Here is a 17,851-nt window from a genome sequence, read left to right on the forward strand (position 1 = left end):
GCCCCGCCGACACCCCTCCCCGTCCTCTCGAGCGCCCAGGACGCGGCGGTCTTCGACGCCATCGGCGCCGCCCTCACCACCGCCTCCGAGACGGGCGACCCGGCCGAGCTGGCGCCCAGGCTCACCGGCCCCGCGCTGACCCTGCGCACCGTCGAGCTGCAGGTGGCTGCAGCTGTCGGCAACCAGGACGGGCTCACCGAGCTCCCCACGACGGTCCAGTCCGAGATCCTCCCGACGACCCAGACGTGGCCACGCACCTCGATGGCGGTCTCGGCCCGCCCCGACGACCTCGGGACCGAGCGCCTGTTCGTGCTGGGCCAGGACTCGGCGCGCGCGCAGTACCAGCTCTGGGCCTGGATCCGGTTGTTCCCCTCGATCACTCTCCCGACCTTCGCCGCGCCGAGCGTCGGCTCCGAGGCCGTGGCGCCCGACGACACCTCGCTGCTGGTCACCCCGGCCGACGCCGTCGCCCGATACGTCGACGTGCTGGCCTCGCGCGAGGGCTCTGCCTACGCGGCCGACTTCGCGGCCGACCCGCTGCGGGCCGCTATGGCCGACTCCTTCACCAAGCAGACGGCGATCGCGGCCGAGCTCGCCGGCACCTACACCGAGACCTACTCGGCACCTGAGGGTGCCCTGCGGTCGGTGCGGACCGCCGACGGCGGTGCGCTCGTGGTCGCGCAGATCGACTCCGCGTCGACCCTGACGGGGGAAGAGGGCGCGATCGTGTCCCCTGCCGCCTCGCAGCGCGCGCTGATCGGCGACACCCCCGACTCGAACTCCGTGTCGTGGGGCCGGACGATCGTCGTCGGCATCTACGTCCCGCCGGCGGACGGCGGCGAGACCGGTCTGCAGGCTGTCGGGAGCGAGTTCCTCACGACCTCTGCGTCGATCCCCTGACCGTCCCGGGTCCCCGACCCTCGCAGGGATCGCTCCGCCCAGGCAGCCAGACCGGCTCCAGGGGGCTCCTGGTCCGACAGCAGCACCCCAGAGACGGCCGCCCGGTGGGTGGCCGTCTCTCTCGGTAGAGTGGTCCGAGCCCTCAGGCCCGCCCCGTCCAGCACGGACGGCGAGCCATCTCCCTTGTCACCGACGGATGGAAAGATAGTCCCCATGAGTCAGCCTGGCGCACCCGGTCCCCAGTTCGACGTCCGCGGAGCGGTCGACCTGTCCTCGCTCGGCCGTCCGAGCGCCCCGCCGCCCGGAGCCCCGGGGGGCGCGCCCGCAGCCGGCGGCTTCGTCGTCGACATCACCGACGAGATGTTCCCCTCGGTCGTCCAGCAGTCGGCCCAGGTCCCCGTGGTGGCCCTCCTGTGGATGCCGACCGACGCCGAGAACGCACGTCTCGCGACGACCCTCGGGGCCTTGACGGCCGAGTACGCCGGACGGTTCTTGCTCGTCCGGATCGACGCGACCGCCTACCCGCAGATCGCCCAGGCCTTCCAGGTCCAGGCCTTCCCGACTGTCGTCGCGGTCCTCGCCCAGCAGCCGGTCCCGCTGTTCCAGGGGACCGCCGACGAGGCACAGATCCGCTCTGTCCTCGACGAGCTCCTGACCGCCGCCGAGGCGAACGGTGTGACAGGTGTCCTGGCCCCGCCGGAGGGCCAGCAGCCGACGGTCCCCGCTGTCGCAGCCGCGCCTGAGCCCGAGCTCCCCCCGCTGCACCAGAAGGCCTACGACGCGATCGAGGCCGACGACCTCGAGACGGCCGTCGCGGCCTACGAGCAGGCACTGCGCGAAGACCCCCGAGACCACCTGGCGACCGCAGGTCTGGCGCAGGCGCGCCTCCTGCTCCGCACCCGCGGGGCGGACCTCGCGACGGTCCGTGCCGCCGCGGCCGACCACCCGGAGGACGTCGAGGCGCAGCTCGCCGTGGCCGACCTCGATCTCCTGGGCGGCAAGGTGGAAGACGCCCTGGGTCGTCTCATCGAGCTCGTCCCCGACGCCGAGGACAAGGACGTGCTCCGCAAGCGTCTCGTGGAGTACTTCGACCTCCTCGGCCCGCAGGACCCGCGGGTCGCACCAGCCCGCCGAGCCCTGACGAACGCGCTCTACTGACGGCAGCGAGTCCAGCCGGTCGGCCGTGACGAGCTGAGCGAGAGAGCGCAGGCGAGCCGCTGGGATCTTTCGATCACCAGCGGCTCGCCTGTTCCCCCAGCCGATGCCTCGCTCGGACCACGAGAGTCGTCCAGCCGACGTGCGCCGAGCGTGCGGTCAGGTGCTCACGATGGTCACATCGTGTACACGTACTTGATGCCGCCCATCTCGGTGGCTGCCACACCTGTAGTGCTGAAGATGCCCGAGTTCAGGCTCTTCCAGCTGTTGTTGGAGGCTGCCTCGTAGACCTGGCCGCCGTTGACCGTGTACACGTAGTTGACCCCGTCGGCTGACGTCGCAGCCAGCGGCCCCCGGCTGGGGATCCCGGAGTTGAGGTTCTTCCAGCTGTTGTTGGAGGCTGCCTCGTAGACCTGGCCACCGTTGACGGTGTAGACGTACTTGACGCCGCCCATCGAGGTGACTGCGACGGGTCCGCTGGTGGGGATCCCGGAGTTGAGGTTCTTCCAGCTGTTATTGGAGGCTGCCTCGTAGACCTGGCCACCGTTGACGGTGTAGACGTACTTGACGCCGCCCATCGAGGTGACTGCGACGGGTCCGCTGGTGGGGATCCCGGAGTTGAGGTTCTTCCAGCTGTTGTTGGAGGCTGCCTCGTAGACCTGGCCACCGTTCACCGTGTAGACGTACTTGACACCGTCGATCGCGGTAGCGGCAACTCCACCGCTGCTGGTGATCCGGGTACTGAGGTTCTTCCAGTTGTTGTTCGACGCTGCCTCGTAGACGATCCCGTCATTGACGGTGTAGATGTACTTGACGCCATCCATGGTGATCGAGGCCACGGCTTCTCCGGCGATCCCGGTCGGGAGTGCGGACCATCCCGTGCTGCTCGCGGACTCGAACACCTCGCGCTTGAGGATGCCGGGGTTAGGGTTTGTCGCGGTGTCGCCGACCACCTTCTTGTAGGAGTACGGGACGTACTTTCCCATCGTGGCGCGTGTCCAGTTCGCCGCTACCGTCCCGACCCCTGGTGTCGACTCGTGCCAGATCGTCGCTGAGGTGTGGGACGAGTTGTTCCAGCCGACGAAGAGGGAGCTGTGGGTGCCCGCGTCGAGGAGCATGTCTCCAGGCTGCAGCTGATCGAGGCTGGCTAGCCGGTTGCCATAGGTCGCGAGCGTGCGGGTGGATGCGCTCGTCGGAAGGTGCCAGGCCATGGAGACAAAACCGGAACAGTCTTGACGGTACTTCCGGCCGTCGACGTCTCCGGTCGAGAGGCCTTGGTTGTACGGGACGTTGCGGCTGACCCAGAAGTTCGCCCGCGCGAGGATCTCCGAGCGGGAGATCTCGCCGTCGACGGTCGAGGCGCTTGCAGTCGGCGCAATCAGAACCTGCCCACCGAGGAGCAGGAGGAATGCGAGAAGCACTGTGAGGTGATGCGATGTCCTACGTCGGACCGGACCCATGAAACTCCCCTTGCGTGGTACCGGTGCGGCTGGGTCTTGTCAGACCCAGCCGCGCGCGGAAGATTTCCGCACCGCAAGCTATCACTCACGGGTCGAGGTCTTCGAGGACCTACGACCTGGCATTAGGGAGTAATTCTTGAAAAATGTACGCGCATCGGGGTGAATTCTCGGCGAGTCGAGAAGATGCGCCGTGGCTTCTGCCCGTCAGCCCTCTGGAATCAGGTACACGGCCCCGAGCGGCGGGACCTGCACGAGTGCCGAGAACGGCCGCCCGGTCCAGGGGACGTCGTCGGAGTGCACGGCTCCCAGGTTGCCCACCTCGGACCCGCCGTAGACCTGCGCGTCGGTGTTCATGACCTCACGCCACGTCCCGCCCGAGGGCAGGGGCAGCCTGTAGTCGAGGTGCGGCGTCCCGGCGAAGTTGATGACGACGGCCATGACGTTGCCCTCGCGGTCCCGTCGCAGGAAGGAGAGCACGTTGTGGTCGGCGTCCGAGGCGTCGAGCCACTCGAATCCCGCGGGGTCGTGGTCGAGAGCCCACAGCGCCGGGTGGTCGCGGTAGACCGTGTTGAGGTCACGCACGAGCCGCTGGACCCCGGCGTGCGGGGCGTGGTCGAGCAGGTACCAGTCGAGGCTGCGCGACTCGGCCCACTCGGTGCCCTGGGCCAGCTCGTTGCCCATGAAGGTCAGCTGCTTGCCCGGGTGCGCCCACTGGTACGCGAAGAGCGTGCGGACCCCGGCGAGCTGCTGCCAGTCGTCTCCGGGCATCTTGCGCAGCAACGAGCCTTTGCCGTGCACGACCTCGTCGTGGCTGATCGGCAGCACGAACTGCTCGGAGTAGGCGTACACCAGCGAGAACGTCGCCTCGTGGTGGTGGTACCGCCGGTTGACGGGCTCCTCGGCCAGGTACCGGAGGGTGTCGTTCATCCACCCCATGTTCCACTTGAGGCCGAAGCCGAGCCCGCCACCGTCGGTCGGCTTCGTGACGCCGGGCCACGCGGTCGACTCCTCGGCGATCATCATGATCCCGGGGGTGCGGCGGTAGGCCGTCGCGTTGGTCTCCTGCAGGAACGCGATCGCCTCGAGGTTCTCGCGCCCGCCGTGGACGTTCGGTCGCCACTGGCCGGGCTCGCGGGAGTAGTCGAGGTAGAGCATCGAGGCCACGGCGTCGACACGCAGCGCGTCGACGTGGAACTCCTCGAGCCAGTAGGTCGCGTTGGCGACGAGGAAGTTGCGCACCTCGGGCCGACCGAAGTTGAACACGTAGGTGCCCCAGTCCTGCTGCTCGCCGAGCATCGGGTCTGGGTGCTCGTAGAGCGGGGTCCCGTCGAAGCGGGCCAGAGCCCACGAGTCCTTGGGGAAGTGCGCGGGGACCCAGTCGACGATCACGCCGATCCCTGCCTGGTGGAGCGAGTCGACGAGGAACCTGAAGTCGTCGGGGTGCCCGAAGCGTGAGGTCGGTGCGTAGTAGGACGTCACCTGGTAGCCCCACGAGCCGCCAAAGGGGTGCTCCGCGACGGGCATGAGCTCGACGTGCGTGAAGCCCATGTCGACCACGTAGTCGGTCAGCTGCTCGGCGAGCTCGCGGTACGAGAGGGTCTGGCGCCACGAGCCGAGGTGGACCTCGTAGATGCTCAGCGGCGCGTTGTGCGGGTCGTTCGCGGCCCGACGCTCGAGCCAGTCGGCATCCTGCCACTCGTAGGCGGACTCGACGACGACCGACGCCGTGGCCGGCGGGATCTCGGTGCCCTGGGCCATGGGGTCGGCCTTCTGGTGCCACGAGCCGTCGGCCGAGAGGATCTCGAACTTGTAGCGAGACCCGGCGGTGACGTCAGGGACGAACAGCTCCCACAGACCTGTCGAGCCGAGGGACCGCATCGGGTGGCTCGAGCCGGACCAGGTGTTGAAGTCGCCGATCACGCGGACGGCGCGCGCGTTGGGAGCCCAGACCGCGAAGGCGGTCCCGTGGACCTCGCCGAGCGTGCCGGGGAAGGTCTTGGTATTCGCGCCGAGGACGGTCCAGAGCTCTTCGTGGCGGCCCTCGCGGACGAGGTGCTGGTCGAGCTCGCCGACAGTCGGCAAGAACCTGTACGGGTCGTCGGCGACTGTCACGTCCTCGCCGTAGCGGGCTCTCACGCGGTAGTCCGGGACGTGCCCGCCGGCGTCGGGCAGGACTGCGGCCCACACCCCCTCGTGCTCGTGCTCGGCAGGGGTGGCCCCGTGCTCGGTGAGGATCTCCACCTCGTCGGCGAGGGGGCGCACCACGCGGACCGTCACGGCCCCCGAGCCTGGGTCGACGTGCCCGCCGAGGACGCTGTGCGGGGCGAAGAAGGTGCCGTGCGCGACGGCTGCGAGGTCGTCGAGGGTCGCGGGGACCCGGGACGCTGCGGGAGCCGGTGCTTCAGAGTCGGTCATAGCCCTACCATTCCATGGTCGAGAGGGTCGTGCAGGGCCAGGCGCGCACGACGGGTCAGAAGGCAGGTGGTCAGGCACCGCGGCCGGTGCGCCCGGCGTCTGCCGAGGTGAGGGGCGCGGGCAGCCCGCTGAGCACGCGGTCGACGGCGTCGAGCGGGATCGAGATCCAGGAGGGCCTGTTGCGCTCTTCGTAGACGACCTCGTAGAGGGCCTTGTCGAGCTCGAAGGCGTCGCGGATGAGCACCCTGTCGGCGAGCGACGGCGGACGGCCGAAACCGAGGGCCCCCGGGACGCTGAGGTAGCCCGTGTAGCCCTCGAGGAAGGCCCGACGGGCCGAGCGTGCCCACTCGCTCGACGTCGCGCCGCCGACTGCGGAGGCGTAGTCGAAGGAGCGCAGCATGCCGGCCACGTCGCGCTCGCCCAGGTCCGGACGGGTGCGCTCGGCGAGCGGACGCAACGGCTCGCCCTCGAAGTCGAGGATGCGCCAGCCCTTCTGCGGGCTGTAGAGGGCCTGGCCGAGGTGGAGGTCTCCGTGGATGCGCTGGACCGGGGGGAGGGGGCGTCCTTGACGGACGGCCTCTTCGGCCACGCCGCGCATGTGCTCGAGGAAGGCCTCGATCTGGTCGACCCTGGACCGCACGGCCGTGCTGGCCCCGGCAGCCGACCTGACCCTGCGGTGCATCGCGTCGAGCAGCCACTCGGGGTCGGCCTCGTGCACCTCGGAGGCGAATGCACGGCGCAGGGCGCTGTGCATCTGGGCCACCTGGGTCCCGAGCTCGCGCGCCGGGTTGGCGAAGGGCTGACCCTCACGGGCGAAGTCGCAGGCGAGCTCGAAGCCGTCCCGCGCCTGCGGCACGAGCTCGGCGAGCACCCCGGTGTGCGTGGTCCAGGTCCGGGGGAGTGCGGTCGGGGCAGCAGCGGCGTTCTCGCCTGCCGCAGGACCCCCGCCCACCACGGCGCCCTCGTCGACCGCGGTCTCGCTCCACGCGTAGGGAGCGGGCACGCCGCCCCAGCCCTCGCGGGTCAGGGCCAGCGGCACGACGATGTCGGGGTTCTGGCCGGGGGCCAGCGCCCGGATGACCTTGAGCATCGACCCGCCGGAGACGGACGGCAGCAAGATCGAGGTGTTCGACTGCTCGCCGGTGAGGACGTGCAGGCCTCGGACGTCGAACCGTGCCGGGCTGAAGGCGGAGCTGGACTCCCCACCCGCAGCACCCGAGCCCTCGGCCCAGGTGGCCCTCTCGAGCCACGCCGAGACGAAGGCCGGGTGGTAGGCCCCGTCGAGCAGCCGGCTGCCGTCGGAGAGGACAGCCACCAGCCCGCGGGCGTCGACCGCCGCGGGTGGTGTCCCGGCCGGCTCGAGCACGAGCGGCACCTGCAGGGTCAGCGGCGACGAGGACGAGGTCCCCGCCACCCGCAGCAGGTCGACGACAGCGTGCGCGCCGTGCTCGTCGGTCCCGAGGTCGGTCCGGGAGACCCGGACGACCGACGTCGCGTCGGCCGTCGTCGGGAACCACCGGCGCTCGGGCAACCAGGCGCGCACGGCCTCGAGGACGTCCGGGGCGTCGAGACGCTCGGAGGTCTCCGGTGCTGGGCTCTCGTGTGCCATAGGGGTGAACCTGCCGTCCTCGTCGTCGTGGACCGACCGCCCGGAGGCGGTCGTCGCTCCCGTCTACACCGTGCCGAGGGGCTCCTCGGCACGGGCGACGGAGAGCCAGTAGAAGTCGCGTGAACCCAAGGTGACCACGACCTCGCCCTCGGCGCCCGTCGAGCCGAGTGGAGAACCCCCGAACACGTCGGTGAGCTGCGCACCGGCATACCCGGGGAGGCTGATCTTGGCCGATCGTGCGGTCGATGCGAGGTTCGTCACGCACAGCAGCGTCTCGTCCGCAGTCACGCGCAAGAACGCGAGCACAGACTCGTTGTCCGCCTCGAGGGGCACGAAGGTGCCGGTCCCGAAGGCGGGGTGCTGACGACGGACCTTGAGCATGCCGTGCACCCAGTGCAGCAGCGAGGTCGGCTGGGCCCACTGGGCCTCGACGTTCGCGTGCTGGTAGTTGTGCACGAGCGACTGGATGAGCGGCAGGTACAGCTTGCCCGGGTCAGCCGTGGAGAACCCGGCGTTGCGGTCCGGGGTCCACTGCATCGGGGTGCGCACGGCGTCGCGGTCGGGCAACCAGATGTTGTCGCCCATGCCGATCTCGTCGCCGTAGTACAGGCACGGGCTGCCCGGGAGCGAGAGCAGCAGCGCGTGCGCCAGCTCGATCTCCTTGCGGGAGTTGTCGAGCAGCGGTGCGAGCCGGCGCCGGATGCCGACGTTGGCGCGCATCCGGGGGTCCGGTGCGTACCAGCCGTACATTGACGCGCGCTCTTCGGTCGAGACCATCTCGAGGGTGAGCTCGTCGTGGTTGCGCAGGAAGGTGCCCCACTGGGCACCGGCCGGGATGGCCGGGGTGTCCGCGAGGATGTCGAGGATCGGCTTGGCGCGCTGGTCCTTGATCGAGTAGAAGATGCGCGGCATCACCGGGAAGTGGAAGCACATGTGGCACTCGGGGTCCTCGTCGGTCCCGTAGTACTCGACGACCTCCTCGGGCCACTGGTTCGCCTCGGCGAGCATGATGCGACCCGGGAACTCGGTGTCGATCACCTTGCGCACGGTCCGCAGGAACTCGTGGGTCGCCGGGAGGTTCTCGCAGTTCGTGCCCTCGTCCTCGAAGAGGTACGGGACCGCGTCGAGCCTGAAGCCGTCGACGCCGACCTGGCACCAGAACCGCGCGACGTCGATCATCGCGTCGACGACCTTCGGGTTCTCGAAGTTGAGGTCGGGCTGGTGCGAGAAGAACCTGTGCCAGAAGTACTGGCGGCGCACGGGGTCGAAGGTCCAGTTGGACGTCTCGGTGTCCACGAAGATGATGCGGGCGTCCTGGTACTTCGTGTTCTCGTCGTTCCACACGTAGAAGTCGCCGTAGGGACCCTCAGGGTCCGAGCGCGACGCCTGGAACCACGGGTGCTCGTCGCTCGTGTGGTTCATCACGAGGTCGATGACCACCCGGATGCCGCGCTTGTGGGCCTCGTCGATGAGCTCGGTGAAGTCGCTCATGGCCCCGTACTGCGAGGCGATCGCCGTGTAGTCGGCGACGTCGTACCCGCCGTCGCGCAGCGGCGAGGGGTAGAACGGCGGCAGCCACAGGCAGTCGATGCCGAGCCACTGGAGGTAGTCCAGGCGCTGGATCAGCCCGCGGAGGTCGCCCGAGCCGGCACCTGTCGAGTCGGAGAAGGCCCGGACGATCACCTCGTAGAAGACGGCCGTCTTGAACCACTCGGGGTCGTCGGTCAGGCCGGGGAAGGTGTGCTCGGTCTCCATGGCCTCGTCGCTCGCACCGCCGCCCGGGGCGGTGGGCTGGCGCCGGGGCGGCAGCGCGCCCACGGGGATCGGCATGGTGGGCGGATCGGTCGCGCGCGTCATAGCGGCCTCACGTCGATGATGTGGGCGCAGTTGGCCCAGGGGTCGAGCTGGACAAAGGCCTGCGAGCCCCAGGAGTAGGTCTCTCCGGTGAGCAGGTCGTGGGCGGCGAAGGCCGCGGGGTGGCCCGACGCGTCGTCGAGACCGAGGGCAGCCATGTCGAACCAGACCATCGCCGAGCGGGTGCTGTGCGGGTCGAGGTTGACGACTGTCACCACGGTGTCGGCGACGCCCGTCGGGGAGTGCTCGGCCGCGAGGTGGGAGGAGAAGGCCAAGATCGAGTCGTCCGTCGTCGGGTGCACCGTGAGGTTGCGCAGCTGGCGCAGCGCGGGGTGCTCGCGGCGGATCTCGTTGAGGCGGGTGAGCAGGGTCGAGATGCCCACGGTCGCGGCCTGCGACCAGTCGCGCTGCTTGAGCTCGTACTTCTCGTTGTCGATCTGCTCCTCGACGCCCGGGCGCGGCACGCGCTCGGCGAGCTCGTAGCCGGAGTAGATGCCCCACGTCGGGGACGCCGTCGCCGCCAGGACAGCACGGATCGCGAAGGCGGCCACGCCGCCCTCCTGCAGGTACGGCGGGAGGATGTCGTGGGTCGTCGGCCAGAAGCTCGGACGCATGTAGGAGCCCGAGGGGCCTGAGACCTCTTCCAGGTACTCGGTGAGCTCTTCCTTGGTGTTCCGCCACGTGAAGTACGTGTACGACTGGTGGAACCCGATCTTCGCGAGGGTGTGCATCATCGCGGGCTTGGTGAAGGCCTCCGCGAGGAAGATCACCTCGGGGTTCGTCGTGCGGACCTCGGCGATCAGGCGCTCCCAGAAGGGCAGCGGCTTGGTGTGCGGGTTGTCGACGCGGAAGGCGGTCACGCCGTGCTCGATCCACAGCCTGACGACCCGCAGGATCTCGGTGTAGATGCCCTCGGGGTCGTTGTCGAAGTTCAGGGGGTAGATGTCCTGGTACTTCTTCGGCGGGTTCTCGGCGTAGGCGATCGACCCGTCGACCCGGGTGGTGAACCACTCGGGGTGCTCGGTCACCCACGGGTGGTCCGGGGAGCACTGGAGCGCCAGGTCGAGGGCGATCTCCATGCCGAGCTCGCGCGACCGGGCGACGAAGGCGTCGAAGTCCGCGAAGGTGCCGAGCTCGGGGTGGATCGCGTCGTGCCCGCCGTCGGCCGAGCCGATGCCGTAGGGCGATCCGGGGTCGCCCGGCTGCGGGTCGAGGGTGTTGTTGCGACCCTTGCGGTTCGTCGTGCCGATCGGGTGGATCGGCGTGAGGTAGACGACGTCGAAGCCCATCTCGGCGATCGCCGGCAGCCGTTCGGCCGCCGTCGAGAAGGTGCCGGACACCCAGGTGCCCGTCGTCTCGTCGAGGCGTGCACCCTCCGACCGCGGGAAGAACTCGTACCAGGAGCCCGCGAGCGCGAGGGGCCTGTCGACCTGGAGGGGGTACGCGCGGCTGGGCGAGACCATGTCGCGCAGAGGGGTCCGCGCGAGGACGGCGTGCACCTCGGGGGCGGTGCCTGCGGCGAGCCTGACCTCGGGGGGGCGGCTCGTGTCGCGCAGGGCCGTCACGGTGCCGGCGACCACCTGGGCGTCCTCGGGGGAGAGGCCGGTCAGGGCGGCGACACGCTCGAAGAGCGCTGCACCCTCGGCGAGCATGAGGTCGACGTCGACGCCAGCCTCGATCTTGACGGTCGCGTCGTGCTCCCAGGTGCCGTAGGGGTCGGACCAGCCCTCGACCAGGAGGGTCCAGGCGCCGACCTCGCCGGGGACGATCTCGGCGCGGAAGCGGTCGAGGCCGGGCGCGATGTCGACCATCCGGGCCTCGTGGCGCTCGCCCGTGGGCGAGACGAGGACGGCTGTGGCCGCGACGGCGTCGTGCCCCTCGCGGAAGACCGTCGCCTCGACGGGGACGACCTCGCCGACGCTCGCCTTCGCGGGCCAGCGGCCCTCGGCGATCACGGGGGCGACGTCGACGACGGGGATGCGGCCGATCGGGTCGACCAGGACGGCGACCGCTGCGGGGGAGTCGTCAGCGGTGTGCCGACCGACGGGCTGTGCCGCGGCGGCGCTCGGGGTCGCGCTGCTGGTGGGGTCGGTGGTGGCGGCCGGAGCGGGTGCAGGACTGGTTCGCGAGGACTGCTTCGCGCTGCGCTTGGAGGTCACCTGACGAACCTACCGACTCCTGGCCGGTCCGGACACTCGGGAGGCGATCCTGGTGGTGCTCGGCGACGTCGTGACCGGGACAGAGGGCCCAGGTCGTGAGGGTCCGGGCACCCTTCCGAGCAACCCTTTTCAGATCTTGCAGAGAATTTACCGAGAACTGGTGACGGGGTGCCCGTCGGGTGGTTAGTGTCAGCCAGGTGAAAGCCATCCGCAGGTTCACCGTCCGCACCGTCCTCCCCGCCGCGCTCCACGATCTCGACGAGCTGGCCCACAACCTCCGCTGGTCGTGGCACGGCCCGACCCGGGACCTGTTCGAGAGCCTCGACCCTGCCCTGTGGGCCTCGGTCAAGGGCGACCCCGTCTCGCTCCTCGGTGCGCTGAGCCCCGAGAAGCTCGCGGCCCTCGCCGCCGACGCCGGGCTCGTCGAGCGTGTCCGCGTGGAGGCCGCAGGCCTGCGCACGTACCTCACCGAGCCGCGCTGGTACCAGGGCGCGGGTGACGACCTGCCCGCCGCGATCGCGTACTTCTCGCCCGAGTTCGGCATCACCAAGGTCCTGCCCCAGTACTCGGGCGGCCTCGGCATCCTCGCGGGCGACCACCTCAAGAGCGCCTCTGACCTCGGTGTGCCGATCGTCGGCGTCGGTCTGCTCTACGGCGCCGGCTACTTCGTCCAGTCCCTCACCCGTGACGGCTGGCAGGTCGAGGACTACCCGCTGCTCGACCCCGACGCCATGCCCGTCACGCTGGTCCGTGAGGACGACGGCACCCCGGCGACCGTCTCGATCAACCTGCCCGGCGACCGGATGCTGCACGCCCACGTGTGGATGGCTGCCGTCGGCCGCGTCCCGCTGCTGCTCCTCGACTCGAACATCCCCGAGAACGACGACCTCGCGCGCAAGGTCACCGACCGCCTCTACGGCGGCGGCGGTGAGCACAGGCTCCAGCAGGAGCTCCTGCTCGGTGTCGGCGGCGTCCGTGCGCTGCGCCTGTGGTCTCGCCTGACCGGGGCGCCGGAGCCCGAGGTCTACCACACCAACGAGGGCCACGCCGGGTTCCTCGGCGTGGAGCGGGTGGCCGAGCTCGTCTCGCAGCACGGTCTCGGCTTCGACGAGGCCCTCGAGGCCGTCCGCTCCGCGACGGTCTTCACGACGCACACCCCCGTCCCCGCGGGTATCGACCGCTTCGGTGTCGACACGATCAGCCAGTACTTCGGCGGTGCCAACGAGATTGCCGGTGTCCCGCTCGACCGTGTCCTCGCGCTCGGCGCCGAGGACTACGAGGGTGGGGACCCGACGGTCTTCAACATGGCCGTCATGGGCCTGCGCCTCGGCGGCCGTGCCAACGGTGTCTCGCTGCTCCACGGCGAGGTATCTCGCGGCATGTTCAACGGTCTGTGGCCGGGCTTCGACGGCTCCGAGGTGCCGATCAGCTCGATCACCAACGGCGTGCACGCCCCGACCTGGGTCGACCGCCGCGTGAGCGAGCTCGCCGAGAGCCGCTTCGCGCCCGAGGCGCTCGCGGACTCGACAGGGTGGCTCGACCCCTCGGCCATCACCGACGCCGAGCTGTTCGCGCTGCGCCGCGAGCTGCGGGCGCAGACCGTCGAGGACGCGCGGGCCCGCCTGCGCAAGTCCTGGCGCAAGCGCGGCGCGAGCCCTGCCGAGCTCGGCTGGGTCGACGAGGCGCTCTCGCCCGACGTCCTGACCATCGGGTTCGCCCGTCGTGTGCCGACGTACAAGCGGCTCACGCTCATGCTGCGCGACCCTGACCGCCTGCGCGCGCTCCTGCTCGACCCCGAGCGCCCGGTCCAGCTGATCATCGCGGGCAAGTCGCACCCGGCCGACGACCAGGGCAAGCGCCTCATCCAGCAGCTCGTCAAGTTCACCGACGACCCCGCCGTGCGCCACCGCATCGTGTTCCTGCCGAACTACGACATCGGCATGGCCCAGACGCTGTACCCGGGCTGCGACGTGTGGCTCAACAACCCGCTGCGCCCCCTCGAGGCCTGCGGCACCTCGGGCATGAAGGCCGCGCTCAACGGTGGCCTGAACCTGTCGATCCTCGACGGCTGGTGGGACGAGTGGTTCGACGGCGAGAACGGCTGGGCCATCCCGACGGCTGACGGCGTCGAAGACGCAGACCGTCGTGACGACCTCGAGGCGGCCGCGCTCTACGACCTCATCGAGTCCCAGGTCGCCCAGCGCTTCTACGACCGTGGCGAGGACGGGACACCGCAGCACTGGCTGCAGCAGGTCCGGCACACCCTCGCGACCCTGGGCCCGAAGGTCCAGGCGACCCGCATGGTCGAGGACTACGTCCGGCACCTCTACGCCCCGGCTGCTGTCGCGGGCCGGGAGCTGCACGGCTCGGGCTACGCAGGGGCCAAGGACCTCGCGGGCTGGAAGGCCACGGTCCGGTCCGACTGGTCGCAGGTCCGCGTCGACCACGTCGAGTCCGCAGGGCTCGGGGAGTCCCCGCAGGTCGGTGACAGGCTCGCCGTCAGGGCCTACGTCTCGCTCGGTGCGCTGACGCCCGCCGACGTCGACGTGCAGGTGGTCCACGGCAAGGTCTCCGAGTCCGACGAGATGTCGAGCTTCGAGACGCAGTCCCTCGAGGTCACCGAGGAGTACGAGAACGGCCGCTTCGCCTTCGGTGGGGAGATCGTCCTCGACTTCTCCGGGGCCTTCGGCTACACGGTCCGGGTCGTGCCGCGGCACGCCGGCCTCGCCAACGTGGCCGAGCTCGGGCTGGTCAGCAACGCCTGACCTCCTCGCCTCACCGACCCGCTGACGCCCTGCGCGTGAGAGGGACCAGACACCCCCGCCGGGTCTCCCGGCGGGGGTGTCTGCCTACACTCGGGGGATGACCAGCCTGACGCTCGCCGAGCTCACCCCGGAGAACCTCCCTGCCGCTGTCGGCCTGCGTGTCGCACCAGGCCAGGAGGTCTTCGTGGCCTCGGTCCTCGAGTCTGTCGCCGAGGCCTACGTCAACCCCTCGGCCTGGCCGCGGGTCGTGGTCCGCGACGGCACCGTGGTGGGTTTTGTCATGGCGAGCTTCGACCCTGAGCACGAGGTTGAGGAGTTCCGGGCCGGCATCTGGCGGCTGCTCGTCGACGCGTCGGCCCAGGGGACAGGAGTCGGGCGTTTTGCGGTCGAGCAGGTGGTCGCCGAGGCGCGTCGCCGTGGGACCTCGCGCATCACGGTCTTGTGGGAGCGCGGCGAGGGTGGGCCCGAGGGCTTCTACCTGCGGCTCGGCTTTGTGCCGACAGGGGTCGAGCTCTTCGGTCAGACCGTGGGGGCGCTCGACGTCTGAGCGGGCGCGGTCAGCTCTTTTGCCATCCAGTGGTCCGCGTAGCGGGCGTCGCTGAACCTGGGGACGTCCACGAAGCCCAGGCGCTGGTACAGCGAGCGGGCCTGCGCGAGGTCGGCCCGCACGTCCAGGCGCAGGGTCCGCACCCCGGCCTCGACCGCGAGCGCCTCGAGCCGGGCCACGAGGCCGGCCCCCAGCCCCCTCCCGCGCACGACGGGGGAGACGAAGATGCGCGTGAGGTCTGCGACCCCGCCGCCGACGAGCCGCACCCCGCCGCACGCGACGGGTGTCCCGTCCGCCGAGCCGACGAGCAGCAGCCCCGTCGGTGCCTGGAGGTCGTCGCTCGGCTCGTCGGTCATCGCTGTCGCGACCTCGGTCGGGGTGGCCGGACGTCCCCAGTACCGACCGACGATGTCGTCGAAGTACTCCGTGAGGATCTGCCGGGCCGCGTCGGACGTCGGGTCGACGACCTCCCACAGGACAGGAGCCTGCGGGCCTCTCATGCGTGGTCCAGGTAGGCGAGGTAGACCTGCATGCTCAGAGGCTCGAGGTGGACCCGGGTCCCCGCGGCCACGTCGTGCGGTCCGCCGTCGGCGGCCAGCTCGCGGTCGTCGGGGTGCTCCCACGCGGAGTCCCACGCGAGGGTCCAGGCGCGCGAGCTGTTGCCGCGCCCGGCGAGCGTCACGTGCACGTCGTCCAGGGTGCCGTTGAGGACGAGCAGCACGTGCGAGTCGTCGATCTCCTGGTCGTCGTGGCCTCGGCGCTCGCGGCGCAGCATCTGCACGATCCGGGTGCTGGTGTCGTGCCACTGCTCGTGCGAGACGGGCGACGCCTCGGCGTCGTACCAGGCGAGGTCCGGCTGACCGGGCTCGTCCTCGGGCTGGGGGTGGCCGAGGAAGAACCCGTCCACGCGCAGCGCCAGGTGCTCGCGCCGCAGCCGCAGCAGGTGCTGGGTGGTCGCGAGGAGGTCTTCCCTCCACGGGGTGAGGTCCCAGTCCACCCACGAGATCTCGTTGTCCTGGCAGTAGGCGTTGTTGTTGCCGCCCTGCGTCCGTCCGGTCTCGTCCCCGGCGGTGATCATCGGGGTGCCCGCGGAGAGCAGCAGCATGCCGAGCAGGTTGCGGATCGACCGGCGCCGCAGGGGAGCGATCTCCATGCCGAGCGAGTCAGCCGGGACAGGACCTTCGATCCCGTGGTTCCACGACCGGTTGTCGTCGCTGCCGTCACGGCCGTCTTCACCGTTGGCCTGGTTGTGCTTGTGCTCGTACGCGACGAGGTCGGCGAGCGTGAAGCCGTCGTGTGCGGTGACGTAGTTGACCGACGCGATCGCGCCACGCACGAGCGGCGGGTCTGAGTGCCCGAAGAGGTCCGCGGACCCGGCGAGACGCGTCGCGAGCTCGCGGATCCCATGCCCCCCGCGCCCGTGGGCGGCGGCTGCGGGGTCGGAGAGCCAGAAGGAGCGTGTGGCGTTGCGGAACCTGTCGTTCCACTCGGCCATCGGCGCGGGGAAGCCGCCGGTCTGCCACCCGCCCATGCCGACGTCCCACGGCTCGGCGACGAGCTTGAGCTGGTTGATCACGGGGTCGGTCTGCAGCCCCACGAGGAAGGGGTGGTTCGAGGTGAAGCCTGCGCGGTCGCGGCCGAGCGTCACGGCGAGGTCGAACCTGAAGCCGTCCACGCCGACCTCCTGCGCCCAGTAGCGCAAGGAGTCGAGCGCCATCTGGACGACGCGCGGCCTGCTGAAGTCCAGGGAGTTGCCGCACCCCGTGACGTCGACGAGCCGTGCGGGCGAACCGCCGTCGTGCAGGTAGTACGCGCTGTTGTCCAGACCCCGCCAGCCGATGTGCTGACCGGGCGCACCCCCTTCGCAGGTGTGGTTGTAGACGACGTCGAGGAGGACCTCGAGACCGGCCTCGTGCAGCAGGTGCACCATGCCCTTGACCTCGTCGAGGACGGCTCCCGGGCCTGCGGCCTGCGCTGCAGCCGTCGCGTACCCGCCGTGCGGGGCGAAGAAGCCGATCGTGTTGTAGCCCCAGTAGTTGGTCAGCCCCTTGGTCACGAGGTGCGGCTCGGGGACGAAGGCGTGGATCGGCAGCAGCTCGACCGTGGTGATGCCCAGGTCTTTGAGGTGCGTGATGGTGGCGGGGTGCGCCAGACCTGCGTAGGTACCGCGCAGGTGCTCGGGCACGGCGTCGAGCTGCTGGGTCAGCCCGCGCACGTGCGCCTCGTAGATCACGGTGTCGCGCCACGGCACCTGCGGGCGGCGGACGGGTGGGTGGTGGTGGCGCGGCCCGACGACGACAGAGTGCGGCACCGAGCCGAGGGAGTCACGGTCGTCCGCGGGGCCGTAGGGGTCGCCGACGACGTGCCTGCCGAGCATCGGTGTGCGCGTGCGGGGGACGCCCGGGAGGGACGTCTGGTCAGCGTCGTCCGTGCGGGCGAGGTCGGCCACACCGGTGAGGCTCGTGGGTGCTGTGGGTGCTGTGGGTGCTGTGGGTGCTGTGGTGGCGGTGCTTGCGGTCTGCATTCCGTCGAGGGGCTCGACGGGCTCGACGTGGGCGACGTGGGCGACGTGGCCGTAGGTCTCCGGGCCGAAGTCGAGCTCGCCGACGATCCCGCGGGCGTAGGGGTCCACCAGCAGCTTGGCCGGGTTGTGCCGCAGACCGGCCGCAGGGTCCCAGGGCCCGTAGGTCCTGAACCCGTAGCGCTGACCCTCGTGCACGCCCGGCACGTAGCCGTGCCACACACCGTAGGCACGCTCGGTCAGCGGGACCCGCCGCTCGGTGTAGCGGGGCTCTGCACCCGGGGCGGACCGCACCACGTCGATCAGGCAGAGGTCGACACCGGTCGCGTGCGAGGCCAGCACCGAGACGCGGACGCCACCGCCGTCGAGGTGGACGCCGAAGGGTGGGACCGGACCGTGGACGGAGGCGGCTCGTGTGTCGCTCATGGCCCTATTGTGGCTCGTCGCCGACCTCTCCAGCGCCGCC

Annotated in this window: 11 protein-coding genes; 4 read left to right on the forward strand and 7 right to left on the reverse strand. The window is 70.4% G+C overall.

Annotated features, from left to right (window positions below; genetic code table 11):
- Both HZZ10_RS14810 and HZZ10_RS14815 read left to right on the forward strand, forming a co-directional pair.
- Positions 1-900, forward strand: a 900-nt coding sequence (locus HZZ10_RS14810; protein WP_179914088.1) for a DUF8094 domain-containing protein, incomplete at its 5' end; no start/stop codon positions are given.
- A gap of 213 nt (positions 901-1,113) precedes the next feature.
- A complete protein-coding gene (locus HZZ10_RS14815; protein WP_179914089.1) occupies positions 1,114-2,058 on the forward strand; it encodes a tetratricopeptide repeat protein in 945 nt (314 codons plus the stop codon).
- 173 nt (positions 2,059-2,231) lie between these two features.
- Here HZZ10_RS14815 and HZZ10_RS14820 read toward each other — a convergent pair whose 3' ends face one another.
- The 5 genes from HZZ10_RS14820 to HZZ10_RS14840 all read right to left on the reverse strand — a co-directional run bounded on the left by HZZ10_RS14820 (position 2,232) and on the right by HZZ10_RS14840 (position 11,552).
- Positions 2,232-3,476, reverse strand: a complete 1,245-nt coding sequence (locus tag HZZ10_RS14820; RefSeq protein WP_179914090.1) for a C40 family peptidase — start codon at positions 3,474-3,476, stop codon at positions 2,232-2,234.
- Positions 3,477-3,719: 243 nt separating this feature from the next.
- Positions 3,720-5,930, reverse strand: a complete 2,211-nt coding sequence (gene glgB, locus HZZ10_RS14825) for a 1,4-alpha-glucan branching protein GlgB (protein WP_179914091.1) — start codon at positions 5,928-5,930, stop codon at positions 3,720-3,722.
- Between the two features lie 70 nt (positions 5,931-6,000).
- On the reverse strand, positions 6,001-7,539 hold the full coding sequence (locus HZZ10_RS14830) for a maltokinase N-terminal cap-like domain-containing protein (RefSeq protein ID WP_179914092.1): 1,539 nt from the start codon (positions 7,537-7,539) through the stop codon (positions 6,001-6,003).
- 63 nt (positions 7,540-7,602) lie between these two features.
- Entirely contained in the window at positions 7,603-9,396 is a 1,794-nt protein-coding gene (gene treS, locus HZZ10_RS14835) for a maltose alpha-D-glucosyltransferase (protein ID WP_228087647.1), read from the reverse strand.
- Positions 9,393-11,552, reverse strand: coding sequence for an alpha-1,4-glucan--maltose-1-phosphate maltosyltransferase (locus tag HZZ10_RS14840; RefSeq protein ID WP_373367339.1), 2,160 nt, complete (start codon positions 11,550-11,552; stop codon positions 9,393-9,395). The genes treS and HZZ10_RS14840 overlap by 4 nt, the downstream gene beginning before the upstream one ends.
- Before the next feature lie 197 nt (positions 11,553-11,749).
- Here HZZ10_RS14840 and glgP point away from each other — a divergent pair, with 197 nt between their 5' ends.
- Both glgP and HZZ10_RS14850 read left to right on the forward strand, forming a co-directional pair.
- A complete protein-coding gene (gene glgP, locus HZZ10_RS14845) occupies positions 11,750-14,317 on the forward strand; it encodes an alpha-glucan family phosphorylase (protein WP_179914093.1) in 2,568 nt (855 codons plus the stop codon).
- 97 nt (positions 14,318-14,414) lie between these two features.
- Complete coding sequence (locus tag HZZ10_RS14850; protein ID WP_056137040.1) at positions 14,415-14,864, forward strand: GNAT family N-acetyltransferase; 450 nt, start codon at positions 14,415-14,417, stop codon at positions 14,862-14,864.
- Here the strand turns inward: HZZ10_RS14850 and HZZ10_RS14855 are convergent.
- Together HZZ10_RS14855 and glgX are read right to left on the reverse strand one after the other, a co-directional pair.
- Complete coding sequence (locus HZZ10_RS14855; RefSeq protein WP_179914094.1) at positions 14,837-15,364, reverse strand: GNAT family N-acetyltransferase; 528 nt, start codon at positions 15,362-15,364, stop codon at positions 14,837-14,839. The two genes, HZZ10_RS14850 and HZZ10_RS14855, sit on opposite strands and share 28 nt — an antisense overlap.
- The gene (glgX, locus tag HZZ10_RS14860) at positions 15,361-17,811 is read right to left on the reverse strand and encodes a glycogen debranching protein GlgX (protein ID WP_179914095.1); all 2,451 of its coding nucleotides are present in this window, start codon (positions 17,809-17,811) and stop codon (positions 15,361-15,363) included. The genes HZZ10_RS14855 and glgX overlap by 4 nt, the downstream gene beginning before the upstream one ends.
- Positions 17,812-17,851 lie beyond the last annotated feature (40 nt).

It is taken from the genome of Sanguibacter inulinus, from assembly GCF_013415325.1.
Classification (GTDB): domain Bacteria; phylum Actinomycetota; class Actinomycetes; order Actinomycetales; family Cellulomonadaceae; genus Sanguibacter; species Sanguibacter inulinus.

Excerpts from the sequence above, each read along its gene's own strand:
- glgB (WP_179914091.1), bottom strand. The coding sequence starts at position 5,930 with ATGACCGACTCTGAAGCACCGGCTCCCGCAGCGTCCCGGGTCCCCGCG.
- treS (WP_228087647.1), bottom strand. The coding sequence starts at position 9,396 with ATGACGCGCGCGACCGATCCGCCCACCATGCCGATCCCCGTGGGCGCG.
- HZZ10_RS14850 (WP_056137040.1), top strand. The coding sequence starts at position 14,415 with ATGACCAGCCTGACGCTCGCCGAGCTCACCCCGGAGAACCTCCCTGCC.
- HZZ10_RS14815 (WP_179914089.1), top strand. The coding sequence starts at position 1,114 with ATGAGTCAGCCTGGCGCACCCGGTCCCCAGTTCGACGTCCGCGGAGCG.
- HZZ10_RS14855 (WP_179914094.1), bottom strand. The coding sequence starts at position 15,364 with ATGAGAGGCCCGCAGGCTCCTGTCCTGTGGGAGGTCGTCGACCCGACG.
- HZZ10_RS14830 (WP_179914092.1), bottom strand. The coding sequence starts at position 7,539 with ATGGCACACGAGAGCCCAGCACCGGAGACCTCCGAGCGTCTCGACGCC.
- glgX (WP_179914095.1), bottom strand. The coding sequence starts at position 17,811 with ATGAGCGACACACGAGCCGCCTCCGTCCACGGTCCGGTCCCACCCTTC.